Source organism: Sediminicola sp. 1XM1-17 (assembly GCF_037203765.1).
Taxonomy (GTDB): domain Bacteria; phylum Bacteroidota; class Bacteroidia; order Flavobacteriales; family Flavobacteriaceae; genus Sediminicola.
Genome location: NZ_JBBCAS010000007.1, coordinates 67,479 through 93,860 on the forward strand (window position 1 = coordinate 67,479; position 26,382 = coordinate 93,860).

The 26,382-nt window shown below is 41.4% G+C and carries 27 protein-coding genes and 1 other RNA gene; 17 read left to right on the forward strand and 11 right to left on the reverse strand.

The window, feature by feature from the left end; genetic code table 11:
• Window positions 1-30: 30 nt before the first annotated feature.
• From WAA86_RS11490 to WAA86_RS11505, 4 genes are all read left to right on the forward strand, one after another.
• Window positions 31-954, forward strand: a complete 924-nt coding sequence (locus WAA86_RS11490; protein WP_337301154.1) for a DUF368 domain-containing protein — start codon at window positions 31-33, stop codon at window positions 952-954.
• Between the two features lie 7 nt (window positions 955-961).
• The gene (locus WAA86_RS11495; RefSeq protein ID WP_337301155.1) at window positions 962-1,981 is read left to right on the forward strand and encodes a DUF368 domain-containing protein; all 1,020 of its coding nucleotides are present in this window, start codon (window positions 962-964) and stop codon (window positions 1,979-1,981) included.
• Entirely contained in the window at window positions 1,953-2,705 is a 753-nt protein-coding gene (locus WAA86_RS11500; protein ID WP_337301156.1) for a shikimate dehydrogenase family protein, read from the forward strand. Before WAA86_RS11495 ends, WAA86_RS11500 begins: the two co-directional genes overlap by 29 nt.
• 210 nt (window positions 2,706-2,915) lie before the next feature.
• On the forward strand, window positions 2,916-4,979 hold the full coding sequence (locus tag WAA86_RS11505; RefSeq protein WP_337301157.1) for a DUF349 domain-containing protein: 2,064 nt from the start codon (window positions 2,916-2,918) through the stop codon (window positions 4,977-4,979).
• 52 nt (window positions 4,980-5,031) lie between these two features.
• On the opposite strand, the gene WAA86_RS11510 is transcribed toward WAA86_RS11505, so the two are convergent.
• Entirely contained in the window at window positions 5,032-6,297 is a 1,266-nt protein-coding gene (locus tag WAA86_RS11510; protein WP_337301158.1) for a DEAD/DEAH box helicase, read from the reverse strand.
• Between the two features lie 145 nt (window positions 6,298-6,442).
• Entirely contained in the window at window positions 6,443-7,171 is a 729-nt protein-coding gene (locus tag WAA86_RS11515) for an NYN domain-containing protein (protein WP_337301159.1), read from the reverse strand.
• 92 nt (window positions 7,172-7,263) lie between these two features.
• Between WAA86_RS11515 and WAA86_RS11520 the strand changes: the two genes are divergently transcribed.
• On the forward strand, window positions 7,264-7,752 hold the full coding sequence (locus WAA86_RS11520) for a nuclear transport factor 2 family protein (protein WP_337301160.1): 489 nt from the start codon (window positions 7,264-7,266) through the stop codon (window positions 7,750-7,752).
• 61 nt (window positions 7,753-7,813) lie between these two features.
• On the opposite strand, the gene rny is transcribed toward WAA86_RS11520, so the two are convergent.
• From rny to WAA86_RS11540, 4 genes are all read right to left on the reverse strand, one after another.
• Entirely contained in the window at window positions 7,814-9,382 is a 1,569-nt protein-coding gene (gene rny, locus WAA86_RS11525) for a ribonuclease Y (RefSeq protein WP_337301161.1), read from the reverse strand.
• A gap of 49 nt (window positions 9,383-9,431) precedes the next feature.
• Window positions 9,432-9,541, reverse strand: a non-coding RNA gene (gene ssrS, locus WAA86_RS11530) — 6S RNA.
• A gap of 52 nt (window positions 9,542-9,593) precedes the next feature.
• The gene (locus WAA86_RS11535) at window positions 9,594-9,890 is read right to left on the reverse strand and encodes a cell division protein ZapA (protein WP_337301162.1); all 297 of its coding nucleotides are present in this window, start codon (window positions 9,888-9,890) and stop codon (window positions 9,594-9,596) included.
• Between the two features lie 15 nt (window positions 9,891-9,905).
• Window positions 9,906-10,196: a hypothetical protein gene (locus WAA86_RS11540; protein ID WP_337301163.1), complete on the reverse strand. Its 291-nt coding sequence runs from the start codon at window positions 10,194-10,196 to the stop codon at window positions 9,906-9,908.
• Between the two features lie 194 nt (window positions 10,197-10,390).
• On the opposite strand from WAA86_RS11540, the gene WAA86_RS11545 reads away from it, so the two are divergent.
• Genes WAA86_RS11545 through WAA86_RS11555 form a run of 3 tightly spaced genes read left to right on the forward strand, consistent with a single transcriptional unit; the run spans window position 10,391 to window position 15,220 of the window.
• A complete protein-coding gene (locus WAA86_RS11545) occupies window positions 10,391-12,082 on the forward strand; it encodes a M23 family metallopeptidase (RefSeq protein WP_337301164.1) in 1,692 nt (563 codons plus the stop codon).
• Between the two features lie 5 nt (window positions 12,083-12,087).
• Complete coding sequence (locus tag WAA86_RS11550; protein WP_337301165.1) at window positions 12,088-14,556, forward strand: TonB-dependent receptor; 2,469 nt, start codon at window positions 12,088-12,090, stop codon at window positions 14,554-14,556.
• Window positions 14,557-14,566: 10 nt separating this feature from the next.
• Window positions 14,567-15,220, forward strand: coding sequence for a hypothetical protein (locus tag WAA86_RS11555; protein WP_337301166.1), 654 nt, complete (start codon window positions 14,567-14,569; stop codon window positions 15,218-15,220).
• Here WAA86_RS11555 and WAA86_RS11560 read toward each other — a convergent pair.
• The gene (locus WAA86_RS11560) at window positions 15,217-16,365 is read right to left on the reverse strand and encodes a cysteine desulfurase family protein (RefSeq protein ID WP_337301167.1); all 1,149 of its coding nucleotides are present in this window, start codon (window positions 16,363-16,365) and stop codon (window positions 15,217-15,219) included. The two genes, WAA86_RS11555 and WAA86_RS11560, sit on opposite strands and share 4 nt — an antisense overlap.
• Before the next feature lie 113 nt (window positions 16,366-16,478).
• Between WAA86_RS11560 and WAA86_RS11565 the strand changes: the two genes are divergently transcribed.
• Window positions 16,479-16,979 (forward strand): hypothetical protein, encoded by a 501-nt coding sequence (locus tag WAA86_RS11565; RefSeq protein WP_337301168.1) that lies wholly within the window; start codon window positions 16,479-16,481, stop codon window positions 16,977-16,979.
• A gap of 3 nt (window positions 16,980-16,982) precedes the next feature.
• Here the strand turns inward: WAA86_RS11565 and WAA86_RS11570 are convergent, their stop codons facing one another.
• Both WAA86_RS11570 and WAA86_RS11575 read right to left on the reverse strand, forming a co-directional pair.
• Window positions 16,983-17,531 carry a Smr/MutS family protein gene (locus WAA86_RS11570; protein ID WP_337301169.1) on the reverse strand — a complete coding sequence of 183 codons (549 nt, stop codon included), beginning with the start codon at window positions 17,529-17,531 and terminating at the stop codon, window positions 16,983-16,985.
• Entirely contained in the window at window positions 17,528-17,725 is a 198-nt protein-coding gene (locus WAA86_RS11575; RefSeq protein WP_337301170.1) for a hypothetical protein, read from the reverse strand. The genes WAA86_RS11570 and WAA86_RS11575 overlap by 4 nt, the downstream gene beginning before the upstream one ends.
• Before the next feature lie 43 nt (window positions 17,726-17,768).
• Here WAA86_RS11575 and WAA86_RS11580 point away from each other — a divergent pair, with 43 nt between their 5' ends.
• The 3 genes from WAA86_RS11580 to WAA86_RS11590 are packed head-to-tail and all read left to right on the forward strand — an operon-like array spanning window position 17,769 to window position 18,749.
• Window positions 17,769-18,071, forward strand: coding sequence for a DUF2752 domain-containing protein (locus tag WAA86_RS11580; protein ID WP_337301171.1), 303 nt, complete (start codon window positions 17,769-17,771; stop codon window positions 18,069-18,071).
• Between the two features lie 15 nt (window positions 18,072-18,086).
• A complete protein-coding gene (locus WAA86_RS11585) occupies window positions 18,087-18,428 on the forward strand; it encodes a CCC motif membrane protein (protein ID WP_337301172.1) in 342 nt (113 codons plus the stop codon).
• Between the two features lie 9 nt (window positions 18,429-18,437).
• The gene (locus WAA86_RS11590; protein ID WP_337301173.1) at window positions 18,438-18,749 is read left to right on the forward strand and encodes a CCC motif membrane protein; all 312 of its coding nucleotides are present in this window, start codon (window positions 18,438-18,440) and stop codon (window positions 18,747-18,749) included.
• Window positions 18,750-18,811: 62 nt separating this feature from the next.
• On the opposite strand, the gene recQ is transcribed toward WAA86_RS11590, so the two are convergent.
• Window positions 18,812-21,013: a DNA helicase RecQ gene (gene recQ / locus WAA86_RS11595; protein ID WP_337301174.1), complete on the reverse strand. Its 2,202-nt coding sequence runs from the start codon at window positions 21,011-21,013 to the stop codon at window positions 18,812-18,814.
• 212 nt (window positions 21,014-21,225) lie between these two features.
• On the opposite strand from recQ, the gene WAA86_RS11600 reads away from it, so the two are divergent.
• The 4 genes from WAA86_RS11600 (at window position 21,226) to lptB (ending at window position 24,165) form a co-directional block, all read left to right on the forward strand.
• On the forward strand, window positions 21,226-22,191 hold the full coding sequence (locus tag WAA86_RS11600) for a KpsF/GutQ family sugar-phosphate isomerase (protein ID WP_337301175.1): 966 nt from the start codon (window positions 21,226-21,228) through the stop codon (window positions 22,189-22,191).
• Complete coding sequence (tatC, locus tag WAA86_RS11605; RefSeq protein ID WP_337301176.1) at window positions 22,191-23,018, forward strand: twin-arginine translocase subunit TatC; 828 nt, start codon at window positions 22,191-22,193, stop codon at window positions 23,016-23,018. Before WAA86_RS11600 ends, tatC begins: the two co-directional genes overlap by 1 nt.
• Entirely contained in the window at window positions 23,011-23,361 is a 351-nt protein-coding gene (locus WAA86_RS11610) for a carboxymuconolactone decarboxylase family protein (protein WP_337301177.1), read from the forward strand. The genes tatC and WAA86_RS11610 overlap by 8 nt, the downstream gene beginning before the upstream one ends.
• Window positions 23,362-23,424: 63 nt before the next feature.
• Window positions 23,425-24,165, forward strand: a complete 741-nt coding sequence (gene lptB, locus WAA86_RS11615; RefSeq protein ID WP_337301178.1) for an LPS export ABC transporter ATP-binding protein — start codon at window positions 23,425-23,427, stop codon at window positions 24,163-24,165.
• 83 nt (window positions 24,166-24,248) lie between these two features.
• Here lptB and WAA86_RS11620 read toward each other — a convergent pair whose 3' ends face one another.
• Entirely contained in the window at window positions 24,249-25,004 is a 756-nt protein-coding gene (locus WAA86_RS11620) for a CDP-alcohol phosphatidyltransferase family protein (RefSeq protein ID WP_337301179.1), read from the reverse strand.
• Between the two features lie 194 nt (window positions 25,005-25,198).
• On the opposite strand from WAA86_RS11620, the gene WAA86_RS11625 reads away from it, so the two are divergent.
• On the forward strand, window positions 25,199-26,380 hold the full coding sequence (locus tag WAA86_RS11625; protein ID WP_337301180.1) for an Lnb N-terminal periplasmic domain-containing protein: 1,182 nt from the start codon (window positions 25,199-25,201) through the stop codon (window positions 26,378-26,380).
• The last annotated feature ends 2 nt before the right edge of the window (window positions 26,381-26,382 follow it).

The following is a 26,382-nucleotide window of genomic DNA, read 5'->3' on the forward strand; positions in this document are numbered from 1 at the left end:
AAAAAAGTTACATTTGCTTTTTTATTCGCTATGCAAAGTCGAAATTTTCTACAGTATTTTTTTATTACTCTTAAAGGAATGGCCATGGGCGCAGCTGATGTTGTACCTGGGGTTTCTGGGGGCACCATTGCTTTCATTTCCGGAATCTATGAGGAACTGATCACCTCGATCAACAATATCAATCTATCGCTTTTCAAAACCTTAAAGAATGATGGTCTGGGCGCATTTTGGTCTCAATTGAACGGTAATTTTTTGGTTGCCCTCTTTTTGGGGATCGCCATAAGTGTATTTTCCTTGGCAAAAATCATCAGTTGGTTATTGATCAATGAACCTGTTCTATTGTGGTCCTTCTTTTTTGGGCTGGTGATTGCCAGTGTCTTTTTTGTGGGCAAGGCCATTGAGAAATGGAATTTGGGCACCATAACGGTCTTTATCGTTGGCGCCTTGGCCGCTTATTTTATAACCACCCTTCCCCCATCGGAACATACAGGTAGTATTACATTTTTGTTCTTTTCAGGAGCCTTGGCCGTTTGCGCCATGATATTGCCCGGTATTTCCGGTGCCTTTATTCTGGTTCTTTTGGGGTCTTACAAAACCATTTTGGATGCTGTCCACGAACGCGATCTAACCATTGTTGCGACGGTAGCCTTGGGTGCCATTATAGGTCTTTTAAGCTTTGCCAAAGTCCTCAAATGGATGTTCAGCAACTATAAGAATATTACACTTGCCCTATTGACCGGCTTTATTTTGGGCTCCCTGAATAAAATTTGGCCTTGGAAAGAGGTGTTGGCCACCAAAACGTACGGGGACAAGGTCATTACCGTAAAAGAAGCAAATATTTCCCCTTTTTCTTTTAATGGAGATCCACAGTTAATGTACGCTGTCCTCTTGGGAATCTTTGGATTCTCTGTTATTTTTATACTTGAAAAATTGGCCTCTAAAAAAGAAAACTAGAATATAAATGCGCGCGGAAAGGACATTTATCGATAAGATATTTCTGATCATAAAGGGTCTTTTTATGGGTGCGGCAAATAAAGTTCCAGGTGTATCAGGAGGAATTGTGGCCTTTGTGGCGGGTTTTTATGAAGAGTTTATATATTCTTTGCAAAAAATAAACCTCAAGGCCTTTAAACTAATTCTCAACGGTAGGTTCAAAAGTTTTTACAGATACGTCAATGGGCAATTTTTGTCATTGCTGATATTTGGCATGTTGGTGAGCTATTTCAGTATTTCCAAAATACTGGATTACTTTTTGGAAAAGAAAGAGCTGTATGTATGGGCTGCCTTTTTTGGAATGATCATAGGCTCCATCTACTATATTTCCAAAGACTTTGGCCACTGGAACAAAAAAACGATCCTGGCAGGCTTGCTTGGACTTCTTCTTGGAATCTCTATCAGCTTCCTGAATCCTGCTACAGAAAACGACAACCTCTTTTTTATTTTCTTTTGCGGGATCATCAGTGTCTCCGGGATGACCCTTCCCGGTTTGTCCGGCTCTTTTATCCTGATACTTTTGGGCAATTATGTGCTATTACTGGTAGATTCCGTAAATTCTCTTTACGATACATTTGCAGATATTATGGAAGGCGATTTTGGTTTTATCAACAATTCCAGAAGACTGAATACTCTAAAAATATTGGCAGTCTTTACCCTTGGTTCGGCCACAGGATTGGTAACCTTGTCCCATATCCTGAGCTTTGTACTTAAGAATTACAAAAATATAACCACTGCCGTGATCATAGGCTTTATTACCGGTTCTTTGGGTGTGGTATGGCCTTGGAAGAAAACCATTTATAAAACGGATGCCTTGGGCAATGTGCTTATAGACTCCAACGGAAATGAGGTAATTGTCAATTATCATCGCTATATTCCGGATTTGGAAAATCCAGAATCTTGGTGGGCCATTTTTTATATGGTGCTGGGTGCCGCATTATTATTAGGATTGGAATGGTATGGAAAATACAGAAAACACAAAAAATAGATTTGGACTGGTAGGCAAAAACATTGCCTATTCTTTCTCCAAAGGGTATTTTACCCAAAAATTTTCAGGGCTCAACCTAAAGAACTACTCCTATGAAAATTTTGATATCCAGGAAATTACAGAATTTAAAGACCTCATAGATCATAATAAGGATATCAAGGGGCTCAATGTCACCATCCCCTACAAGGAGGCCATACTTCCCTTTCTGGACCAAATTGACCATAAAGCCGCCAAAATTGGGGCGGTGAACACGATAAAATTTACAAAAGAAGGACTCGTTGGTTACAATACAGATGTTTTTGGGTTTCAAGATTCCATAGCGCCCCACCTTAAAAAACACCATAAGAAAGCTCTTATTTTAGGTACAGGGGGGGCTTCAAAAGCCGTGGCTTTTGTATTTGATGAACTTGGCATAGCCCGTACCTTTGTTTCCAGAAACCCCGAAGCCAACCAATGGAGCTATGACGATCTTAATGAATCGATAATGGCGGAATATACAGTTATTGTAAACTGCACCCCCTTGGGAACTTCTCCCAACATCACAGCAAAGCCATCTATTCCCTATAAATTTTTAACCGAATGGCATTTACTGTTCGATCTTATTTACAATCCAGAAAAAACTGCCTTTTTGAAAGAAGGTGAGGCCCGTGGTGCCGATATCCAAAATGGACATAAAATGTTGGCCATACAGGCCGAAAAGGCTTGGGAAATATGGAATCTGTAAGAACATACCACTCCATTTAGATCAAGGAAATGTCTGTAACCACCTACAAGGAGGTACGATTTACAGGCCCCAAAAACCCATTACATGCCTCTCCACTCTTATATCTGGCATTAACATCTGCTTAAAAGAAGATTGCTTAACTTTGCTATTAACGCGGTTGTTACTATCTTACCATGGTACAATATCGTATAACCGATAAACATTCTAAAAATGTTAGAAGAGAAAGACGAGCAACTACAGGATAATGTAGGTGGTGAAAAAAAATCAGAAACTACTGAAGTCACATCGAATTCAGAGAAAAGCGCTGATATACCAAAAGTAAAAGAAGAGGAAGCCACCGAGGACCCATCCAAAGGCAAGAAAGAGGATATTCCTGCCACTGGCAATGATTCTGGGGAGCCTACTGCCGAGAAAGAAGAAGACCTACAGGAAGAGATAGATGAATCCAATGCCGAGGATGCCGAGGATGAGGACAACCGTGTACGGCACCAAATCCCAATTTTGGACTACCACGCCATGTCGATGGAAAATCTAGTTGGAGAATTGCAACGTTTGGTCAAAAATGAAAAAGTACAGGCCATCAAAAAACATGTTGATGGAATCAAATATGAGTTCGATCTAAAATTCCAGGATTTCATAGAACATAAAAAGGAAGAATTTGTCAGTAATGGCGGTAATGAAATAGACTTTAGATATAATTCGGTTACCAAAAGGCAATTCAATGAAGTATACACGGAATACCGTGAAAAAAGGGATCAATATTACAAAAAGCTGGAGCACAACCTCAAGGACAATCTAGAGAACAGGTTGGCCATAATTGAAGAACTTAAAGGGCTTGTCAACGTGGAAGAGGATATTAATACCACGTACAAGAATTTTAAGGATCTACAGGAGAGGTGGCGCACCGCAGGCCCTGTTCCCAGGACCAATTACAACGATGTATGGCGTACCTACCACCACCATATAGAAATATTTTACGATTTCCTTCACCTAAATAGGGAGTTACGTGATCTGGACTTTAAGCACAACCTGGAGGAGAAGCTCCGATTGATTGAACGCGCCGAGGCCCTGGCCAATGAACCTGATTTAAGCAAGGCATTTCAAGAGCTGCAAACCTTACACAAGATTTGGAAAGAGGATATCGGTCCGGTCGATAAGGAACACCGTGAACTGATCTGGGAAGCCTTTAGCAATGCCACCAAAGCACTACACCAACGAAGACAGGACCATTATAAAGAAATGGACAAGGTCTATGAACAGAACTTGGTGAAAAAAAATGAGATCATAGCCGCTATCAAGGACATTGCTGACAACATGGCCAACAACCACAAGGCCCTGCAACAGCAAATGAAAAAAGTGGAGGATTTAAGGGAATCTTTTTTCAAGGCCGGTAAGGTACCACAAAAGGTAAATGAACAGACCTGGGCCTCATTTAAGGAAACGGTACGCAATTTTAATAGAAACAAGAACGCGTATTATAAGAACCTCAAAAAAGATCAGCAGGAAAATCTTGATAAAAAACGGGCATTATTGGAATTGGCCGTTTCATTAAAGGACAGTGAGGACTACGACACTGTAACCCCTGAAATGAAACGTATCCAAAACGAATGGAAAAAAATTGGTCACGTACCCAGAAAGTATTCGGACAAAATTTGGAACGAATTCAAAAATGCATGCAACCACTATTTTGACCGTTTACATTCCTTGAAAAACGAGGCGCATAAGGAGGAAGAGGAAAATTTTGAAAAGAAAAACGCCTGCATGGATCGATTGAAAGCCTTTGAGCTTAGTGGGGACAAGCAGAAAGATCTGACTAGTATCAAAGAATTCATCACAGAATGGAAAACCTATGGAAGGGTTCCTTTCAATAAGAAAAACATCAATGTAAAGTTCAATAAGATCCTAGATGCCCTTTTTAATAAATTGGACGTTAACAAGCAGGAAGCTGAATTGATGAAATATGGCAATAAAATTCAACAATTGGCCAATGCGGATAACGAAAGAGCCATTTATAATGAGCGTACGTTTATCAGAAGAAAAATAGAGGAGAGCAAAAGTGAGATCAATCAATTGGAGAATAATTTACAGTTTTTCTCCAATGCTTCAGAGGATAGTCCCGTTGTCAAAGAGGTGATCAAGAACATCAACAACCACAAGGAGGCCCTGACGACCTGGAAAGCAAAACTAAAAAAGCTCAACATCTTGGAAAACAATCTCAATAGGGAAGCCGAAGAGGCCGAAATGGATGATGATGACGTTTCAGAAAAAGAATAATGATGAAAAGTTTTAATTAAAAACGGGACCAATTGGTCCCGTTTTTTTTGTCTTAAGAATTTCTATTCCCTCCAGATCTACTCTTGAACCTATTGGGTTTTTTATTTCCTGTTCCTTGTTTTGCTTTTGATCTTGGGTTTCTCTGCCTTGGCCCTCTGTCATCCTCTTCTTCTTTTTCGGGCCTTCCACTGGGTTCAAAACCTTCCAATACGTCACTGGGCAATTTCATCCCCAATAACTTTTCTATACCTCTTACATATTCCATTTCGTCCTGGGACACCAAAGAAAGAGCTTCTCCACTGGCCCCTGCCCTACCTGTCCTACCTATTCTATGCACGTAGTCTTCTGGTACGTTGGGTAGTTCAAAGTTGATCACATGAGGCAATAATGGAATATCCAATCCACGGGCTGCGATATCCGTGGCTACCAAAACCCTTACGGTTCCTTTTTTAAAACCGTCCAATGCTTTGGTTCTAGCACCTTGACTTTTATTGCCATGTATGGCAGCAGCGGTAATATCATTCTTGTTCAACTTCTCACTCAACCTATTGGCCCCGTGTTTGGTCCTGGTAAAAATGAGTACTTGCTTCCATTCGCCCTCACCGATCAACTTGATGACCAATTCCGGCTTTCTACTTTTATCCACACGGTAGACTTGTTGATCCACCTTTTCCGCAGTTGTATTTTCCGGGGTTGCTTCAACCAATACCGGATGATGTAGAAAACCACCGGCCAATTGTTTTATTTCTTTGGAAAAGGTTGCCGAAAACAGTAGATTTTGCCTTTTGGCGGGCATTAGGTTCAATATTTTCTTGATATCCCTTAGAAAACCCATGTCCAACATACGGTCGGCCTCATCCAATACCAAAATTTCTACGCTATCCAATGATAGGGCTTTCTGGTTATGGAGATCCAAAAGGCGACCTGGAGTGGCCACCAAAATATCAACTCCATTGCGCAGGGTTGCAATTTGTGGATTCGCATTCACGCCTCCAAAAATAACAGTGGACCTTATATCCAGAAACTCACTGTATTCCTTCACATTGGCATACACTTGGGCTGCCAATTCCCTTGTAGGGGTCAGCACTAGAGCCCTTACAGGTCTTCTTCTTAAAATGGGAGCCTGTGAAAGGACCTGCAATATTGGCAAAGTAAATCCGGCTGTCTTGCCTGTCCCCGTTTGCGCGGAGGCAAGAACATCTTTTCTTTCTAGTATTTGTGGTATTGCTTTTTCCTGAATAGGCGACGGTGTGGTGTATCCTTTTTTGTTGACAGCTTTCAACAGGGCGTCGGATAGGCCCAAAGATTTAAATGACATATACATTGTTTAAGAGACGACACTCAATTCATGGTCGCCCCTATATGAAGCCACAAAGGTACATCTAATTTATCCGATACAATTTTATTATCGCAATATCCTTGATCTACTACGGTTAAGGAGAACAGAATTCCAAAAATATACCCTATTTGTTCCTCACATACACAAGTTTGAAACGCGCATTGGGCTGATCCCGATGATCCACTTCAAATTGGGACAGCGATTTGAACAAAGGAGTGAGCTTCTCAAATCCGAAATTCCTGGAATCGAAGTTTGGCTGCTTCTTGATGATCAAGGATCCTACATCTCCCATAAAGGCCCAACCGTCCTCATCTGCCGCATCGGACACCGAATTTCTCAGCAGTCGTATAATCTTGGGGGTAATCTTATCGACATCCTGTTTTTTGGAATCGGACTGTCCATCCTGCTTTTCATTATCCGATTTAAGGATTTCCAAATAGATAAACTTATCGCAGGCCACAATGAACGGATCCGGGGTCTTTTTCTCCCCGATCCCATAAACCTGAAGTCCGGCTTCCCTTAATCTAGTTGCCAGTTTGGTAAAATCACTATCTGATGAAACCAAACAAAATCCGTCTACCTTATTGGAATAGAGAATATCCATGGCATCGATGATCATAGCGGAATCCGTGGCATTCTTTCCTACTGTATATCCATATTGTTGAATGGGATTAATGGCATTTTCCAACAAAATATTCTTCCATTTGGATAAATGGGGTTTTGTCCAGTCGCCGTATATCCTCTTAATGGTAGGTGTTCCGTATTTGGTAATTTCCTCCATCATCTCCTTGATGTATTTGGAGGGTATGTTGTCACCGTCTATCAAAACGGCCAATTTTGTGTCTTTTATCATATGGATCTAAAGATACAATAATCTAAGGGTATTTTTATCCCTATCCATTCTATTTGTATATTGAATAAAAATAAGATTCCTATCTAATTAACATGGACCGTACCAATACCATAAAGGAACAAATTGAACTATTTTACCGGGCTTTCAATGACTTGGATGCGGAAAAAATGGTGGCCCAATATCACGAGGATATCATTTTTGAAGACCCTGCTTTTGGCGTGTTGCAAGGCGATCGGGCCAAGAACATGTGGAGAATGCTCTGTGCCTCACAACAAGGGAGGACTTTTAAGATTCAGGTATCTCAAATAGTACATGATAATCATACGGCATCTGCCGTATGGAAAGCCCATTATATTTTTAGTAAAACAGGACGGGAAATCCATAATACCATCCAGGCCCAATTTGAGTTTAAGGATGGGAAGATCATATCCCATAAGGATACATTTGATCTTTACAGATGGTCCAGACAGGCTTTGGGGATAAAAGGACTGTTGTTGGGGTGGACATCTTTCTTTGCAAGGAAGTTGCAAAATCAAACCAATAAATTGCTCTCCAGGTACGAAAACAATAGATCCCAATAACAAGGGGGAACAAAAAAAAAGCGAGCCATAGTGGCTCGCTTTTTTTTAACTTGGATAACTTTTATTTCGCCACATTTACGGAGCGAGTCTCCCTGATAACGGTCACTTTGACCTGCCCGGGATAAGTCATATCTGTCTGTATTTTTTGTGAGATTTCGAATGACAATTCCGCTGCCTTCTCATCGCTCACTTTTTCACTTTCCACGATCACTCGTAATTCCCTACCCGCTTGTATGGCATAAGCCTTTTGAACCCCTCCAAAACCAAAGGCGATATCTTCCAAGTCTTTAAGACGCTGGATATAGGAATCCAACACTTGCCTACGAGCTCCTGGTCTGGCGCCACTAATGGCATCACAAACCTGAACAATTGGAGAAATCAAGGTTTTCATTTCTATCTCATCGTGGTGGGCTCCAATGGCATTGCATACATCTGGCTTCTCACCGTATTTCTCTGCCCACTGCATTCCCAAGATAGCGTGTGGTGTTTCTACTTCTGCTTCCGTATTGGGCACTTTACCTATATCGTGCAATAGTCCGGCGCGTTTGGCCAATTTAGGGTTGAGTCCCAACTCAGCGGCCATCACGCCACATAGTTTGGCAACCTCTCTGGAGTGTTGTAAAAGGTTTTGACCATAGGAAGAGCGGTATTTCATTCTACCAACGGCCTTGATCAATTCTGGATGAAGTCCATGAATACCCAAATCTATTACGGTGCGTTTCCCTATCTCAACTATTTCTTCCTCTATCTGCTTTTCCGTTTTCTTAACGATCTCCTCAATACGAGCCGGGTGTATTCGGCCATCGGTCACTAACTTGTGCAAGGACAAACGGGCCACTTCCCTACGAACAGAATCAAAACAAGAAAGAATGATTGCCTCTGGGGTATCGTCCACAATGATCTCGACTCCTGTAGCCGCTTCAAGGGCACGGATATTTCGTCCTTCACGTCCTATGATACGACCTTTTACATCATCGGATTCCAAGTTAAATACGGAAACGCAATTTTCCACGGCCTCTTCCGTACCAATGCGCTGGATGGTATTGATTACTATTTTCTTTGCCTCTTGCTGAGCGGTCAATTTAGCCTCTTCCACGGTAGACTGGATAAAAGCCATGGCATCGGATTTGGCATTTTCCCTTAAGGATTCCATCAATTGGCTTTTGGCATCTTCGGCAGACAGTCCTGAGATAACCTCCAGTTGTTGTACCTGGCTTTTGTGCAGCTTTTCCAATTCGGACTGCCTTTTTTCCAGATACTCACTTTTGTGGTCTACCTCCTGTAATTTTACTTCGAGCTGCTCGTTGAGTTTTTTACTCTTGGCAAGTTCGTTACTTATCTGGGATTCCTTATCGCGAGTACGTTTTTCTGCCTCGCTGATCTTTTTATCCTTACTGATTATGACTTTTTCGTGCTCTGCCTTCAGTTCCAAAAACTTCTCCTTAGCCTGATAAATCTTATCCTTTTTGGTGTTTTCACCCTGCAATTCGGCTTCCTTGATAATGGAGGCAGCTTCTTTTTTTGCATTGATTATGGTTTTGGAAGCTTTTCCCTTTTCCATAATCTTGGCAATCGCAAAACCTATTGCAAGCCCAACTATACCTACTATTATTATTGTAGTACTATCCATAATTTAAAAATTATTAAAAAAAAAGCCCACATTGGAGGAAGTTTTGTACAAACTCCGATAAACAGGTTTAGGGCTAACAGACTGATCAAGGATCCTTATACTAGTAAGGCCTGCTTTTACAATCTAAACTCACCCTTTTCAAACAAATTAGTGTTGAGTTTGTCAAAAATAATTACCAATGTGGGCAGTAACATTATTTATTTAAAAGAACTTATTTCCATTCGAGCTTCGTGGCAATCAGACTATCCAGGGCTTTCAGTCGTTCTTCAACTTCCTTGGTATTTTCTGATTGGTCTATTCCCTTCTGCTCTATTTTAGAAGCAAACTGCAAAGCGCACATGGCCAACACATCTTGTTTGTCCCTTACTGCATAACTTTGCTCAAATTTCTTAGCCAGTTGCTCAATATTTTTCGCAGCCTTTCGTAAACCTTCTTCTTGGCTTGGGTCTATGGTCAAAGGATATACCCTGTCCGCAATAGAAAGTTTTATTTTTAGCTTTTCTGACATTGTATCGTTGATACACTATTCAGCAAGTTGGGAAATACAATGGTCCAACTCCCTGATTAATGTGTTTATTTTAAGCTTAGCTTCCGTTTTATTCGTATTACTGCCTAGCATAGAACTCGCAAGCTTAAGTGAATTGTACTTCTCCTCCCATTCCAAAGCAGAATTTTTGGTTAGCTCGTGGCTTTTTTTAACTGAAGTCAACTCTTCTTCCAATTTTAAATTAGCTTGGTTCAGAAGCTCTACCTTATGGAGCATCTTACTAATTTTATTTTCTAAAGAATCAACAATTTCCACTAGTTCACTCATATGCAAATATCAATGCATTTTACACAAAGTTAACATACCTCAAACGACTTCGCAATACTTTTTACAATTATTCTTGGAGGAAAACTTTGTCGCCTATACAAATGGTTCAAATTTATTGGTTTAACTTTTTTAACAGCGATAGATTTTTACCATTTCAACCGTTTAATTACATTCGCACCTACTTATCGAACATTATGAAAATTAATTTTTTAGCCCTACTGCTATTCTTTTCCCTAACCATATCTGCACAAGACAGTTATCCTAAAGATGTTTTTAGGTCGCCCTTGGATATTCCATTGATACTCTCGGGCAATTTTGGGGAGCTCAGGAGCAATCATTTTCATTCCGGAATCGACATTAAGACACAACAACGCGAAGGCCTTCCTATATATGCCATCTCGGAAGGGACCATCAGCAGAATAAAGGTATCACTCTGGGGCTATGGCAAGGTAATTTATTTGACGCATCCCAATGGTTATACTTCCGTTTATGGACACCTTCAAAAATTCTCACCTGCCATTGAAGCCTACATCAAAAAAATCCAATATGAAAAACAATCCTTTGAGGTTGAAGTGTTCCCGGATTTCGGAGAACTCAAGGTAGCCAAAGGGGAATTGATCGCTTACAGCGGGAACACCGGAGGATCTGCAGGACCCCATTTGCATTTTGAAATTAGGAACAGCGTCTCCGAGGAACCCACCAATCCATTGCTCTACGGGTTAGATGTCAGTGATGCAACCAATCCCACCCTGCTCAACCTTTTTGGATATGCCTTGTCCGACGATGCACAGATCAACCAAAGCAATGATCTGTTGCAAATAAATTTTACAAGACAGCCTGATGGCTCCTTCCTGGCAGATAAAGTCTATGCAAGTGGAACCATTGGTTTTGGTTTCAATGCCTATGATAGACAGGATTTGGCTGCCAATAAAAATGGTGTATTCCAAGTCCAACAATTGGTGAACGGAGAGGTTTATACCGATTTCAATTTTGAAAAATTCTCTTTTTCCGAAACGAGGTACATCAACACCTTAATAGATTATGACTATTTTGGAAAGTACAGGAAATGGATCACCAAATGTTTTAGATCTCCGGGCAATAACCTTTCCATCTACAAAACCCTTAAAAATGACGGAAAAATAGTGGTTGATGAAGGAATGAGCTATCAAGTTGAGATCCTTTTAAAAGATCTTGGAAACAACATCACCAAAGTGGTCATTCCGGTTGAGGGGAAAAGACAACCGCTCAAGGTCCTTAAAGAAAATAAAAAAACAGATACCTACATCATAGCGGCCAAACCCAACAATTATGACCTTGGTGCCGCGCAGGTATATTTTCCGGCCAATACTTTTTACGAGGATTTTTATATGGACCTAAAAAAGGGCAATGACACCGTAACCATCCACAACAGTAGGGTTCCGGCACATAGGGATTTCACCATCACCTTTGACGCCTCAAAATATTCGGAGGAAGAGCGCAGTAAAATGTTCATTGCCCGACTTGGAAGCCGTATGCGCCCCAGTTATACCTCAACCTACAGAAGGGACAATACCTTTACCACCAGAACTAGGAACCTGGGCACATACACCTTGGCAAAGGACACGGTTGCCCCTCAAATTAGAAGTAAAAACTTCAAGGATAAGCAATGGTTGACAAACTATAGATATCTGAGCCTGACCATTTCTGATGACCTCAGTGGTATAGATACCTACACGGCCACATTGAACGGTGAATGGATATTGATGGAGTATGAAACCAAGACAAATACCATTACCTATAACTTCGATGACAAGATTTTGGATCAAAAACAATGTGAACTCAAGGTTGTGGTAACGGATAATGTTGGAAATACCAGTACCTTTACAAGTACATTCTACAGAAATTAAAAAAATTGAAGTGTCTTAGAACAGTACTCCTCTTACTGACATTTTGCCTTTGGAATTTTTCCAATGGGCAGACAGCCACCATCACCGGTGTCGTTATGGACAATAATAACGAGCCCTTGGGCAACGTCAATGTAAGTTCCACGTATCAAGGCACTTTCACAGATAAAAATGGTTTCTACGCCCTTGAGATCGTTTCTGAACAAAAAACAACCATAACCTTCTCCCATATAGGACACAAGGATATCATCCTGGAGAATTTGATTCTTTCATCGAACGAGACATTTGAGTTCCATCCCATCTTAAAAGAAGGAGTTACCCAAGTGGACGGAGTCACTGTAACAGCATCTGGTGAAAAACGCATCACTGGAATTACTACCGTTCCACCAGAAATAATAAGACGTATTCCAGGAGCAAATGCGGGCGTTGAAAATGTATTGAAATTATTGCCAGGGGTAACTTCCAACAATGAACTGAGCACCCAATACTCGGTCAGAGGGGGCAATTACGATGAAAATTTGGTCTATGTCAATGGAATTGAGGTGTACAGGCCATTTCTCATCAGATCCGGTCAACAGGAAGGCCTGAGTTTTATCAATTCCGATATGGTGCAAAAACTGGAATTTTCTCCAGGGGGCTTTCAGGCAAAATATGGAGACAAATTATCATCCGTCCTTGATATCACCTACAAAAAACCCAAGGAGTTTGCCCTCCAAGCCAACGCAAGCCTACTGGGGATGAGCACTGCACTTGAGACCATATCAAAAAACAGGAACCTCTCTTCCATCACAGGGATCCGCTATAGAAACAATAGCCTATTGGTCAACAGTCAGCAAACCAAATCTAATTTCAATCCTACATTTGCCGACGTACAGTCTTTTCTCAATTATAGGGTTTCCAATAAAGTACATATTGGAGTTTTGGGAGCCTATTCCCTGAACGATTACCAAAACGAACCTTTGACGAGACAAACAAATTTTGGGACTTTGGACAACCCCAGGGCCCTATTGGTCTATTATCAAGGAAGGGAAAATAATAGGTTTCAAACTGCCCAAGGGGGTGTTATTTCCAGTTATCAGGCCAATGATCATTTAAAATTAGATCTGACCACATCATTGTTCCATACCACTGAAGAAGAATATTCCGATGTATTTGCAAGCTATGAGTTGGGTGAGGTTGATACCGATTTGGGCAGTGACAATACCGGCGCAATTATCGCCTCCAGGGGAATAGGCGCACAGTTCAATAGGGCCAGAAATGAATTGGATGCCTTGATCCTGAATATATCACATCGTGGATCATATGCCAAAAACTCCAGCCTTTTGGAATGGGGAGTGTCTTATTCCCATGAAGATATCAGGGACCAACTCAGGGAATCCGAATTTTTGGACTCCTTGGGATTTTCCGTAAGACCACCAAATAGGGAATTCCAGAACAACCAGCCCATAAGCCCATTTGATGGTGACATTGTTCCCTATGACGGGGTGAGGTCCCAAAATTTCGTGCAGACCAATAGGTTTTCTGTATTTGGTCAGCTTAGCAATAGATTGGAGTGGCTTGGCCAGTACCTATATTACAATGTTGGCCTAAGGGCCCAGCAATGGACTATCATCGGAAAAAATATGGAGAGGTCTTCCCATATCATTGTCAGCCCCCGTGCCCAATTGTCCATAAAACCCAATTGGGATCTGGATATGCTGTTTACGCTTTCCGGTGGCCTATACCAACAGCCTCCCATGTACAGAGAATTACGGGATCGCGAAGGGACCGTTCACACCGATGTCAAAGCTCAAAAGTCCGTACACACCGTTCTCGGCAATGAATACAGCTTTATACTATGGAACAGCCCCTTTACTTTGCACAGTGAGGTCTACTACAAAAAATTAAACAACATTAACCCTTACACGTTGGAAGACGTTAGAATCAGGTATGCTGCAACCAATAATGCAAAGGGCTATGCTTATGGAGGCGAGGTAAGGATGAACGGGGCCTTTGTTCCCGGCACGGAGTCATGGGTCAGTGTGGGCTATCTTAAAACCGAGGAAAACATCAATGATAGGGGATATATATCCAGACCAACGGACCAGCGGTTAAAATTTGGGGTCCTCTTCCAGGACTATGTGCCCAATATCCCAAATCTAAAGATGTATTTAAACCTTGTATACAATACAGGTGTTCCTGGGGGATCACCAAGTTATGCCGATCCGTACAACTTTCAGAACAGATTAAGGGATTATAGGAGGGCAGATTTGGGAATTTCCCATATTTTTGTGGACGCCAAGACAACATATCCAGATAATCATTGGCTCCATGGGTTTAAGGAATTGAATATTGGATTTGAAATTTTCAACCTCTTTAATAATCAAAACTCCATAACCAATACTTGGGTGAGGGATGTGGACGGCAAACAGGAATATGCAGTTCCCAATTTTATGACATCCCGGGTATTGAACCTAAAGATTGGGACTCGATTTTAGAATGATAGCGATGAAAAAGAATTTATTTTACTTATTTCTCTGTACCACGGTGGTATTGAATGCCCAAAAGAACATCTACGAAAGTGACAAATTTGAGGCACTGAGCAGTGAACATGAAGTATTGGCCATCATACCCTTTTTGACGAATTTGGAACTCAAGGACAACATATCCAAAGGGGAGCTTAAGGCTTTGGAAAAGAAGGAGGGATATGCGGTACAGGATGCCCTGGAGATCTATTTTTCCAGAATAAAGAAGAAAAAGAAATTTTCGGTGGAATTTCAAAATATCAAAAACACCAATGCGATTTTGGCCAAGAATGATATTGACTATGACAATATAGATGTGTACACCATAAAGGAGCTCTGCAAAATACTGGAAGTAGATGGTATCATCAGTGGCAACCTGGACATCAACATATTGCTTTCCAAAGGCATCCCTTCCGATTTCAGTTTGATCGATTATCTATTGGGGGATTCCAATTACGGTCGTATCGGGATGAAGATCAGTGATGGGGAAACCGGAAAATTATTGTGGAAGTACGAAAAGGAGATCAACAAAAAATCAGGCAAAAACACCAATGACCTGATTGATGGCATGATGAAATCTGCCACCCGTAAATTTCCGTACGAGCGGGAAAAAGCAAAAAACAGAAAGAAAGGTTAATCGTTGGCGTACTCTTTCAATATGTTGATCACATAATCCAACTCTTCCTTGGTATTGTACTTTGAAAAGGAGAATCGCAGTGATGGCCTTTTGAGATCCTCCTTGGAAAGGACCTCCACCAGTACATGGGATCCTAGATCACTTCCGGACTGACAGGCACTACCCTTGGAACACGCAATACCCTTAAGATCCAAATGAAATAGCAACATCATGGCCTTTTCCTCACTAAAGGGCAGACAAACGTTGACCAAGGTGTAGGTACTTCGCACCATATCTGCCGAAAGCCCATTGAATTTTGCTTCCGGAAGTTCCTTGCCCAGCTTTTCTATAAAGTATTTTTTCAGCTCGGTAATATATTGACGCTCCTGGTCAAGGTTTTCATATGCCGCCACAAAGGCTTCCTCCAAACCAACGATGTTGTGAAAAGATTCTGTTCCGGCCCTAAACCCACGTTCTTGGGAACCCCCAAATATGAGGGGCTTAAGCCCTGTATTTTTTCGAATATAAGCAAAACCAATACCCTTTGGTCCATGGAATTTATGAGCGGCAGCTGTTAGAAAATCAATTGGTGTCTTTTTTACATCCCATTCGTAATGACCAATGGATTGCACTGTATCGGAATGGAAGAGCGCTTGGTTGTCCGCGCAAAGCTTACCGATGGCATCGATATCTATTTTATTGCCTATTTCATTGTTGACATGCATCAGACTCACCAATTTCTTGGAATCATCCTGTTGCAGCAATTGGGTCAAATGGGATATATCAGGATTTCCAAAGGAATCCAAATTCACAAAATGCAGGGCTATCCCATATTCTCTGGCCAATTCCTCTGCGGTATGTAGCACGGCATGGTGCTCAATTTTGGAGGTGATCAGGGTTTTCACCCCTAAGTCCCTGACCGCACCCCTTAAGATCATGTTATCTGCCTCTGTTCCCCCGGAAGTAAAGATGATCTCAGAGGGTTGTGCATTGAGTTCCTTGGCAATAGTTTTTCTGGCCTTTTCAACGGCGGTTTTGGCGGAGCGCCCAAAACTATGGGTAGAAGATGGGTTTCCATAAAAATTAACTAGGGCATCTTGCATTTTCACTATAACTTCTTCCCTTACCTGCGTTGTAGCAGCACTATCCAGATATACTCTTTGCATGAATCAGATTTCAGATTGTATAAAGTTCAAAAATAAATTAAATAAAGTTAATTTCTCCGAAATTGAGTCAAAAGCTATAGGAAAATCCCCTTTATTTGAATTAAATTTGACGCATGAAACAAGTTATTCTTTTTGTCTTTTTGGGTTTATTTCTGTCCTGTGATGATGGTGACCTTCAAATAGAAACGTTGAACTTTGACGATAGTTCCATAGATTTTTGTGGAACGGCTACCACGGAGACCCAGGTATTTTTTAAGATCAGTGGGGATGAAGCCTTAATACTGACCCTTGCCTCAGGCGTTTTAAAGAATGAAGTTTCCAATGGTACCATAGAGAGTGCCATTCCCGCCAATTCCAAGATTACCTATAGGATCTTTTCTGCCAATGTCAGTAAGAATTATTTCTGCGATGCCCTACCTCCTCAAACGCCAACCGTAATTGATGAAATTGAAGCGGTAGATGGAAAAGTACTTGTTAACACCATTCTATTGGAAGATGGGATCACCTATGAACACACCATCCAACTAAGTGACATTTCATTGGTCAATGACGATGGATCCAGGATCACGGATTTAAGCATCAATGATTTTGGAGTGGTCACCACTACCAATTGAGAATTACGCATTTTGATAGATATAGACCTCGGTGGCGCCTAATCCATACTTCTGGTAATCTGCATCGTAATATTTGACATTCTCGTATCTTTTGAAGAGATAATACAATTCCTCCTTCAGCACCCCTTCACCCACTCCATGTATAAATACGACCTTTTGGATACGCTTGCTCATAGCGAACTCCAACTGCCTTTTTGCCGCATCCAACTGGATATTTAAAATTTCATAATTGCTCATTCCCCTGTTCGAAGGCACCAGTTGATGGATATGTAGGTCCACCTCCATTTTTGGGGCACTCCTCTCTTTGGGCTTCACGGCCTGGGTATTTCTTCTTTTGGGGATTTCCTTTTCCTTTTTGATCTGTGCCACCTCAAAATTATTGACCGTTATATCGATAGAATTATTGACCAACATCAGTTCCTCAGGCTGGAAACGAAGCATAAATCCTTCATCGGTTTCTATGGAAATAAAATTTCCCTGAATGGCCCTTACCACCCCAACAAGGACATCATCTACGGTCTCTACCCTATCCCCTATCTTAAATTTACTCATGATTGGTCATTTTCTCCCGTTGTCTTTCCTTCACCACCATCACTCCAGATCTGCGTGGATTTGTATATTCCGAACATCAACAAAACAATACCGATGCACAAGGCATATTCCTTTTCCATGTAATTTTCACCTGCGCCCATGATCACAGCACCAGAAATAATGAGCAAAAAATAAATAATTCGTTTTGTTTTCATTCCCCAAAATTAATAGTAATTTTCAGCAAAAGAATCTATTTTCATGAAAATACACCTTATTTCGTTGCTATTTTCTTTGGATGATTTTATGCTTCCTTGCCTCAATAAAAAATTCTTGGGCATTGATTGTCCCGGATGTGGCCTACAAAGGGCCATGGCCTTATTGCTACATGGAGAATTCAAGGAAGCCTTTTTGATGTACCCCGCCATATATCCACTAATACCACTTTTGGGATTTGTTCTGTACAATAATTTTTATCCCGTTAAGCACGCAGGGAAGGTAATTATTACCTTGACCGTTATTACCGTATCACTAATAATCACCAACTTTATAGCTAAATTTTAAACTAAACCTTAATTTATGGAACAACACAAATTACCGAATGCCACTTTGATCATTGTACTGAGTATTGCGTCCATTGTGCTTTGCTGGTGCTATGGGATTCTTGGTTTAATACTGTCGGTCATCGCCTTGATTTTGGCCAACAAATCGGCCAACCTCTTTAAAGCCAATCCTGAAATGTACACCGATTATAACTCGGTAAAGACCGGGAAGGTCCTGGCCATCATTGGCTTGGTATTGAACATTATGGTTATATTGATGTTCATATGGGTAATATCCATTATAGGCTGGGACGCAATCATGTCCCAAGATGAGGAGTTGATAAGGGAACGGATGGAAGACTATCTAAACAATCAATAACACAAGGACATGTACAGGGAACCGTTACCAGGAGCGAGCAATGCTGTGGCCATGGGAATAATTTCCATAATAGTCCCATTTGTCTGCTGCGGTCCTTTCGGAATTATTTTCAGCATCATCGGATTGGTAAGTGCTGGCAAAGCCGAAAAGCTATACTATGAAAACCCGGAATTATATTCTGGATTTGAAAATGTCAAAACTGCCAAAATACTATCCTATATTGGGATGGGCATTTCCATAGTATTTATTTTGGCCATTATAATATTCTTTGGAACCATTGTAGCTTTGGTTTCGACGGGTAGTTTCGACAACCAGTACTAATCTTAAAACAAAAAAATCCCCTTGAATCTTCAAGGGGATTTTTTTTATTCCAGGGTCCAACATCAATTGGCTACCTCACTGATAAACTTTAAACGGTACAATCGGAGTTCCTCATCTTCGTAATCCCCATCAAATTCTTTGACAGCTTCTTCGATATTGTCCGTCTCGGCCTCCAAAAAGTACTCGTGTATTTCTTCCTGCTGGTCGTCATCCAATATTTCATCTACCCAATAGCTCAAATTGAGTTTGGTACCGCTAAATACGATCTGCTCCATTTCCTTGATCAACTCGGAAAGCTCCAGGCCTTTTGCGGCGGCAATATCATCGAGTGGCAATTTTTTGTCAATATTCTGTATGATATATAGTTTAAGACCAGAATTTGCTCCCGTGCTCTTCACTACAAGATCGTCTGGTCTCAGGATATCGTTTTCCTCCACATAATTGGCGATAAAATTTACAAACGGTTTCCCATATTTTTTGGCTTTGCCTTCGCCCACCCCGTGGATATTCACCAATTCCTCTACAGTAATGGGATATTTAAGGGCCATATCCTGTAAGGAGGGATCTTGGAAAACAACAAAAGGAGGTACCTCCAATTTTTTGGCTTCCTTTTTTCTGAGGTCCTTCAACAATTGCAACAGATTTTCATCGGCCACGCCTCCGGCTGTCTTGGCTGCACTTACAATGGCATCATCGGCCTCCTGGCTGTAGACATGATCCATGGTCATCATAAAGGAGGAAGGGTTTTTCAGAAAACCGGCCCCTTTTTCCGTCACATGGAGAATTCCGTATTGCTCAATTTCCTTTTTCAACAAGCCAGCCACCAACGTCTGTCTTATCAGGGCCATCCAATACCCCTTATCTTTTTCACTTCCTATACCAAAAAACGGTTTTTCATCCGTTTTATGGGAGGCAATCAAAGCATTGACCTTTCCGGTCAAGGTCTTTACTATTTCTTTGGATTTAAACTTTTCATTGGTACCCTGTACCACTTTGATAAGTTTCACCACATCATCTTTAGCTTCCTGCTTTTCCTTGGGGTTTCTGGTATTGTCATCCATCTCAGCCCCTTCCCCTTTCACTTCATCAAATTCTTCCCCAAAATAATGAAGGATGAACTTTCTTCTGGACATGGAAGTCTCGGCATAACCCACGACCTCCTGTAATAGGGCATTTCCAATTTCTTGTTCCGCAACGGGTTTCCCTGACATGAACTTCTCCAATTTCTCAATATCCTTATAGGAATAAAAAGCAAGGCAGTGTCCCTCGCCACCATCCCTACCAGCGCGACCTGTTTCCTGATAATAGCTTTCGATACTTTTGGGCATGTCATGATGAATGACATACCTCACATCCGGCTTGTCGATCCCCATCCCAAAAGCAATGGTCGCTACCACCACATCCACACCTTCCATCAAAAACAGATCTTGGTATTTTGAACGTGTTTTTGCATCAAATCCGGCATGGTAAGGAACAGCACTGATACCATTGACCTGTAACACTTGGGCCAATTCTTCCACCTTCTTGCGGCTCAAACAGTAGATGATGCCCGATTTGCCCGAATTTTGTTTTACAAAACGGATAATATCCGCATCTACATTTGCTGTTTTTGGCCGTACCTCGTAGAACAGGTTTGGCCTGTTAAAGGATGCCTTAAAGACCTTGGCTTCGGTTATGCCCAAATTTTTAATGATATCCTCCTGTACCTTTGGTGTAGCCGTAGCTGTTAGGCCAATAATGGGAATATTGTCGCCCAATCTGGCAATAATGGTTCGTAAATTGCGATATTCCGGCCTAAAATCATGTCCCCATTCAGAGATACAATGCGCTTCATCAACAGCGACGAAAGAAATTTTCACCGACTGTAAGAAATCTACGTATTCTTCCTTCGTAAGGGATTCAGGAGCTACATAAAGCAATTTGGTAATCCCATTGGTAATATCATCCTTTACCTGTCTAATTTCGGTTTTCGTCAAAGAGGAATTCAAGACATGTGCAATACCATTTTCCGAAGAGATCCCGCGAATGGCATCCACCTGGTTCTTCATCAATGCAATCAATGGAGACACCACAATGGCGGTCCCTTCCTGCATTAGGGCAGGCAACTGATAGCATAGGGATTTACCCCCACCTGTTGGCATGATCACAAAGGTATTGTTGCCTTGTACTATATTATTTATGACTTGTTCTTGAAGACCTTTGAACTTAGAAAATCCAAAGTATTTTTTTAATGAGGCATGTATATCCATTTCATTCAAACCCATACCATTCCTTTCAATTTTATTATCATCACCCTTTGATTTCAAGGAGCAAAACTTCATCTCTTAATATACGGCTTTTTACCTTTGGCAAAACGCCTCCCACAAATTTAATTATTGAAATTTTAAATATACTATAAAATATAGTTTATGTAATTTTGCAATATTAAATATAATACATTCTTTTAGTAATTCAATCACATAATTCTATTATTACATTGAGCGACACCACAGCTATACTCAACATAGCAAAAAAAACCATTGCCACGGAAGCGGAAGCAATTCAAAATTTGGGTTCCCTTGTAACGGAGGAGTTTGCCCAGACCGTTGAACTTATCTACCGATCGAAAGGCAGGGTAGTTATTTCAGGAATTGGAAAGAGCGCCCTTATTGCCTCCAAAATTGTGGCCACGCTAAATTCCACTGGAACGCCTTCCATTTTCATGCATGCCGCGGACGCCATCCACGGTGATCTTGGTACCATACAGGACGATGATGTCGTGATCTGTATTTCCAAAAGTGGCAACACGCCTGAGATAAAAATGTTGGTCCCTTTGATAAAAAGCGGCAATAACAAATTGATAGGGATGACCGGTAATATGGATTCATTTTTGGCTACCCATGCCGATTTTAAATTGAATACATTCGTGGAAAAAGAGGCCTGCCCAAACAATTTGGCTCCTACCACGAGCACCACCGCGCAATTGGTGATGGGGGATGCATTGGCCATTTGCCTATTGGAATTAAGAGGTTTCAGCAGTAAGGATTTTGCCAAATACCACCCGGGGGGTGCCTTGGGCAAAAGATTGTACCTAAGGGTCTCGGACATAGCAACCAACAATATGAGGCCAGAAGTCGATTTGGATTCTGATGTAAGAAAGGTCATCGTGGAGATTTCTGAGAAAATGTTGGGTGTAACCGCTGTCCTGGAAAATGGGAAGGTCGTAGGAATCGTCACTGACGGGGATATACGAAGAATGCTCAATAAATTCGACAATATTTCGGGGCTTACGGCCAAGGATATCATGACAGCCACCCCAAAAACAATCCAAGCCGATGTCTTGGCTATAAATGCCCTTGAACTGATGCAAGAAAAAGGGATTTCACAATTACTCGCTATGGACGGTGAAAATTACATGGGAGTAGTACATTTGCACAACTTAATCAACGAAGGTATATTGTAATGGCTAAAAGCAAAAATCACAATGAGATGTCTTTTCTTGACCATCTCGAGGAATTGCGCTGGCATTTAATCCGATCGACCATAGCGGTATTGATCATAGGATTAGTTGCCTTTATCATGAAGGATTTCATTTTTGACACCGTCATCTTCGGGCCAAAAAAACCAGATTTCCCAACCTATAAACTCTTTTGTCACCTTTCCAAGGCGCTAGGCTTTAGCGAGGCCTTTTGCGGAACGGAACCTTTGTTCAGAATACAGAGCCGGGAAATGGCAGGTCAATTTTCAGCACATATATGGACCTCCATTTGGGCTGGTTTTATTTTGGGATTCCCTTATATCCTTTATGAAATGTGGAAGTTTATCTCCCCTGGACTGTATACCAAAGAAAAAAATAATGCCAGAGGTTTCATTTTTATCGCCTCCACCCTTTTCTTTACGGGCGTATTGTTCGGTTACTATGTAGTAGCCCCGCTTTCCATCAACTTTTTAGGTGGGTACCAGGTAAGTAAAGAAGTTTTTAACGACATAGATTTGGGATCTTATATTTCTACGGTACGTGCCGCCGTTATTGCGTGCGGACTCGTATTTGAACTTCCGATCATCATCTTCTTTTTGACCAAAATAGGACTGGTGACCCCGGAAATTCTAAAAAAATATAGAAAAATCTCACTAGTTGTGGTTTTGATCGTATCCGCGGTAATTACCCCTCCGGATGTGGCCAGCCAGATCATTGTTGCCATCCCCATTTTAATATTATATCAAGTAAGTATTTATATATCCGCTTACGTTGTAAGACAAGAAGCTAAAAAACTAAGAAAGAATGCCTAATCAAGTTGAAGAATTTAATGCTTACCGTTCCAAGATGAACGAAAAGCTGATGGCCGATAACAATAAGATCATCAAAAGGATTTTTAACCTGGATACCAATGCCTACGCTCCGGGTGCGTTGGATGTCAAGACCAAGGAACTACTCGGACTGGTTGCCTCCGCGGTCCTTAGGTGCGACGATTGCGTAAAATACCATCTGGAAAGCTCCTATAAGGAAGGCGCAACAAAAGCAGAAGTAATGGAGACTTTGGGAATAGCCACTTTGGTTGGTGGTACCATAGTTGTCCCCCATTTGAGAAGGGCCTACGAATATTGGGAGGCACTGGAAACACAAGAAGGTTAAAATAATGACAAATCTGCCCCCTTAAAAATATAATGGGTTAGATTTGGAAAATAATAAGGATAGATGAAGTTAAGGGCAGAAAATATCATGAAGTCCTACAGAGGACGACAAGTTGTAAAAGGAATTTCCCTGGAAGTAAACCAAGGTGAAATAGTTGGCCTTTTGGGTCCAAACGGAGCAGGTAAAACCACTTCCTTTTATATGATCGTAGGCCTTATCAAACCCAATAGCGGGAATATCTATCTGGACAATATGGAAATCACCAAATTTCCAATGTACAAAAGGGCCCAGAACGGAATAGGCTATCTAGCACAGGAAGCATCGGTATTTAGAAAGCTGAGCATTGAAAAGAATATCCTAAGCGTACTGCAACTTACCAAATTGAGCAAAAAAGAACAGCTCATGAAAATGGAATCCCTCATAGAGGAATTCAGTTTGGGACATATCCGCAAAAACCGTGGCGACCTTTTATCCGGAGGAGAACGAAGGCGGACCGAGATTGCGAGGGCCTTGGCGACCGACCCTAAATTCATCCTATTGGACGAACCCTTTGCCGGGGTGGATCCCGTGGCAGTAGAGGACATCCAACGTATTGTAGCACAACTGAAAAACAAGAATATCGGCATCCTGATCACGGACCACAACGTTCAGGAGACGTTGGCCATTACAGAAAGGTCGTACTTGATGTTCGAGGGAGGGATCTTAAAGTCAGGGATTCCAGAGGATTTGGCTGCAGATGAAATGGTGCGCAAGGTTTATCTGGGACAGAATTTTGAGCTCCGTAAGAAAAAGCTCGATTTCTAGAGATCCAAGAGGAGCATCTCAAAACTTGGTGGCACACTTCCCGTATGGTAGTAATTTGAGAACTCTTAAATAACCGTCCAAGATTATTTCTTTGTCCTCAATCCATTGACCAGGGAACTGGCCACATAAAAGACAATAATAAATGGGATCGCCAAAAACTTCATGGTTCCTATGGATACCAAACATACGCCGATAAACACATAGCGTATGGCATTATCCCTGAAGCTCCAATTTTTGAATTTCAAGGCGAAGAGCTCTATTTTAGAATTCAATAAATAAGCACTCAGCAAAGTCATTGGGATCAAAAACCACTGGTTCAAGATGATACCGTTCAAAAAATCGTTGTTATGGTACAAGAGAATCAAAGGCAATGAAAATATCAACAAGGCATTGGCAGGCGTTGGAAGCCCCACAAAAGAAGACACCTGATTCTCATCGATATTGAATTTTGCCAACCTGTAAGCCGAGGCCAAGGTTATCAGAAAACCAAAGAATGGCAAAACGGAAAGATCTGAGGTAGCATGTGACAGCGTGCTTGCCGAACCGGTACCCAATTCCAGATTCCAACCTCCCGCCGAGGACATCTTCAACAATTGAAACATGACTATCCCAGGGACCACACCACTGGTAATCATATCCGCCAAGGAATCCAGCTGAAGACCAAGCTCACTCTGTACCTTGAGCACCCGAGCCGCCAGACCATCAAAAAAATCAAAAAATATTCCTGCAAACACAAATAATGCCGCCAACTCCAGATCGTTCCTAACCGCAAAAACAATGGCAATACAGCCACATAAAACATTCAATAAAGTTATGATATTTGGAATTTGTCTTTTCATGGTCACGGGTTTGAAAGTGATGGTTGACTCCTTTAGAAATGAACCACAGGGTAAAATTAGCTTTTAATTAAAAGATCCGTTAAATATAGTTTGCCTTTTTTTTACAATCTACAAAAATGCATATGTGTAATCCCTTTATTTATTCGATATTTGTCGGCAATTAGAATAATTTGTACCCTTCAACCGTTTTTGGAATGCAATTGAAATTACGTTTTTTATTGGTCCTCCTGGGTTTTTCCCTGATGGCCAATTCCCAAGAAGTGGAGCTTTCTCCCAAAGCCCAAATAAGTATCATTACCTGCGGACCAGGCCAAGAATTATATAGCACTTTTGGCCATAGTGCTTTCCGCTTACAAGATCCCGTATTGGGCATTGACGTAGTGTACAACTACGGTACATTTAATTTCAACACACCCAATTTCTATATGAAATTCGCCCAGGGAAAACTATTGTACTCCTTGAGCAGGCAGAAATTTGAAGATTTTCTATGGACCTACGAGATGGAAAACCGCTGGGTACAGGAACAGCTGCTGAACCTTGACCCTACAGAAACCAAGGCACTTTTTGAATTTCTGGAAAACAACTATAAACCTGAAAACAGAGATTACAAGTACGATTTCTTTTACGACAATTGCTCCTCCAAGATCAGGGACGTTCTGAATGCCGTTTATGGAGACCGTATTTCCTACTATGACGGCCACCTGATACAGCGCTACACGTTTAGGCAACTCATCCACCAAAGTCTAACGACCAATTCATGGTCTGCCTTTGGTATTGATCTGGCACTGGGATCTGTCATTGACAAAAAGGCAAGTCCCAATGAACATATGTTCCTACCCATTTATGTCATGGATCAAATGGCCAACACGGATTTGAACCAAGAGCCCTTGGTAAAAAGGGAAAGATCCATTATGGAATTTGAATCCCTGGACCCGTACACCTACTTTTTACTGACCCCTTTCTTCTGGGTTTTGGCATTATTGGTCCTTGTGGTAGTGATCACCTACATCGATTTTAAGAACAACAGTCGTAGCAGATGGCTAGATTTTTTCTTATCTTTTAGTACGGGTATCGCAGGACTATTGATCGTCTTCCTTTGGTTTTTTACAGACCATTCGGCAACAGCCGGTAATTTAAACATCCTTTGGGCCTTTCCATTGAATATTGTTGCCTGCTTTTATTTGGTCAGAACCAAGCCATTGGCACTATGGATGCAGAAATATTTTGTGCTTATTACCGTATTGCTTTTGCTGACCCCATTGGTGTGGTTGACTGGCATACAGGTATTTTCTCCACTGATTGCCCCAATATTGGCGGCACTGGCGGTACGTTACTTCTTTTTGCTGCACTGGTCAAAAAGAAACATTAAGAAATAAAA

Coding starts and splice junctions, on each gene's coding strand:
- WAA86_RS11570 (WP_337301169.1), bottom strand. CDS start 17,531: ATGAGTAAATTTAAGATAGGGGATAGGGTAGAGACCGTAGATGATGTC.
- rny (WP_337301161.1), bottom strand. CDS start 9,382: ATGGATAGTACTACAATAATAATAGTAGGTATAGTTGGGCTTGCAATA.
- WAA86_RS11490 (WP_337301154.1), top strand. CDS start 31: ATGCAAAGTCGAAATTTTCTACAGTATTTTTTTATTACTCTTAAAGGA.
- WAA86_RS11500 (WP_337301156.1), top strand. CDS start 1,953: ATGGAAAATACAGAAAACACAAAAAATAGATTTGGACTGGTAGGCAAA.
- lptB (WP_337301178.1), top strand. CDS start 23,425: ATGAAGTTAAGGGCAGAAAATATCATGAAGTCCTACAGAGGACGACAA.
- WAA86_RS11625 (WP_337301180.1), top strand. CDS start 25,199: ATGCAATTGAAATTACGTTTTTTATTGGTCCTCCTGGGTTTTTCCCTG.
- WAA86_RS11575 (WP_337301170.1), bottom strand. CDS start 17,725: ATGAAAACAAAACGAATTATTTATTTTTTGCTCATTATTTCTGGTGCT.
- WAA86_RS11585 (WP_337301172.1), top strand. CDS start 18,087: ATGGAACAACACAAATTACCGAATGCCACTTTGATCATTGTACTGAGT.
- WAA86_RS11580 (WP_337301171.1), top strand. CDS start 17,769: ATGAAAATACACCTTATTTCGTTGCTATTTTCTTTGGATGATTTTATG.
- WAA86_RS11560 (WP_337301167.1), bottom strand. CDS start 16,365: ATGCAAAGAGTATATCTGGATAGTGCTGCTACAACGCAGGTAAGGGAA.
- recQ (WP_337301174.1), bottom strand. CDS start 21,013: ATGGGTTTGAATGAAATGGATATACATGCCTCATTAAAAAAATACTTT.
- WAA86_RS11535 (WP_337301162.1), bottom strand. CDS start 9,890: ATGTCAGAAAAGCTAAAAATAAAACTTTCTATTGCGGACAGGGTATAT.
- WAA86_RS11495 (WP_337301155.1), top strand. CDS start 962: ATGCGCGCGGAAAGGACATTTATCGATAAGATATTTCTGATCATAAAG.
- WAA86_RS11590 (WP_337301173.1), top strand. CDS start 18,438: ATGTACAGGGAACCGTTACCAGGAGCGAGCAATGCTGTGGCCATGGGA.
- WAA86_RS11520 (WP_337301160.1), top strand. CDS start 7,264: ATGGACCGTACCAATACCATAAAGGAACAAATTGAACTATTTTACCGG.
- WAA86_RS11545 (WP_337301164.1), top strand. CDS start 10,391: ATGAAAATTAATTTTTTAGCCCTACTGCTATTCTTTTCCCTAACCATA.
- WAA86_RS11505 (WP_337301157.1), top strand. CDS start 2,916: ATGTTAGAAGAGAAAGACGAGCAACTACAGGATAATGTAGGTGGTGAA.
- WAA86_RS11620 (WP_337301179.1), bottom strand. CDS start 25,004: ATGAAAAGACAAATTCCAAATATCATAACTTTATTGAATGTTTTATGT.
- WAA86_RS11555 (WP_337301166.1), top strand. CDS start 14,567: ATGAAAAAGAATTTATTTTACTTATTTCTCTGTACCACGGTGGTATTG.
- tatC (WP_337301176.1), top strand. CDS start 22,191: ATGGCTAAAAGCAAAAATCACAATGAGATGTCTTTTCTTGACCATCTC.
- WAA86_RS11540 (WP_337301163.1), bottom strand. CDS start 10,196: ATGAGTGAACTAGTGGAAATTGTTGATTCTTTAGAAAATAAAATTAGT.
- WAA86_RS11515 (WP_337301159.1), bottom strand. CDS start 7,171: ATGATAAAAGACACAAAATTGGCCGTTTTGATAGACGGTGACAACATA.
- WAA86_RS11610 (WP_337301177.1), top strand. CDS start 23,011: ATGCCTAATCAAGTTGAAGAATTTAATGCTTACCGTTCCAAGATGAAC.
- WAA86_RS11510 (WP_337301158.1), bottom strand. CDS start 6,297: ATGTCATTTAAATCTTTGGGCCTATCCGACGCCCTGTTGAAAGCTGTC.
- WAA86_RS11565 (WP_337301168.1), top strand. CDS start 16,479: ATGAAACAAGTTATTCTTTTTGTCTTTTTGGGTTTATTTCTGTCCTGT.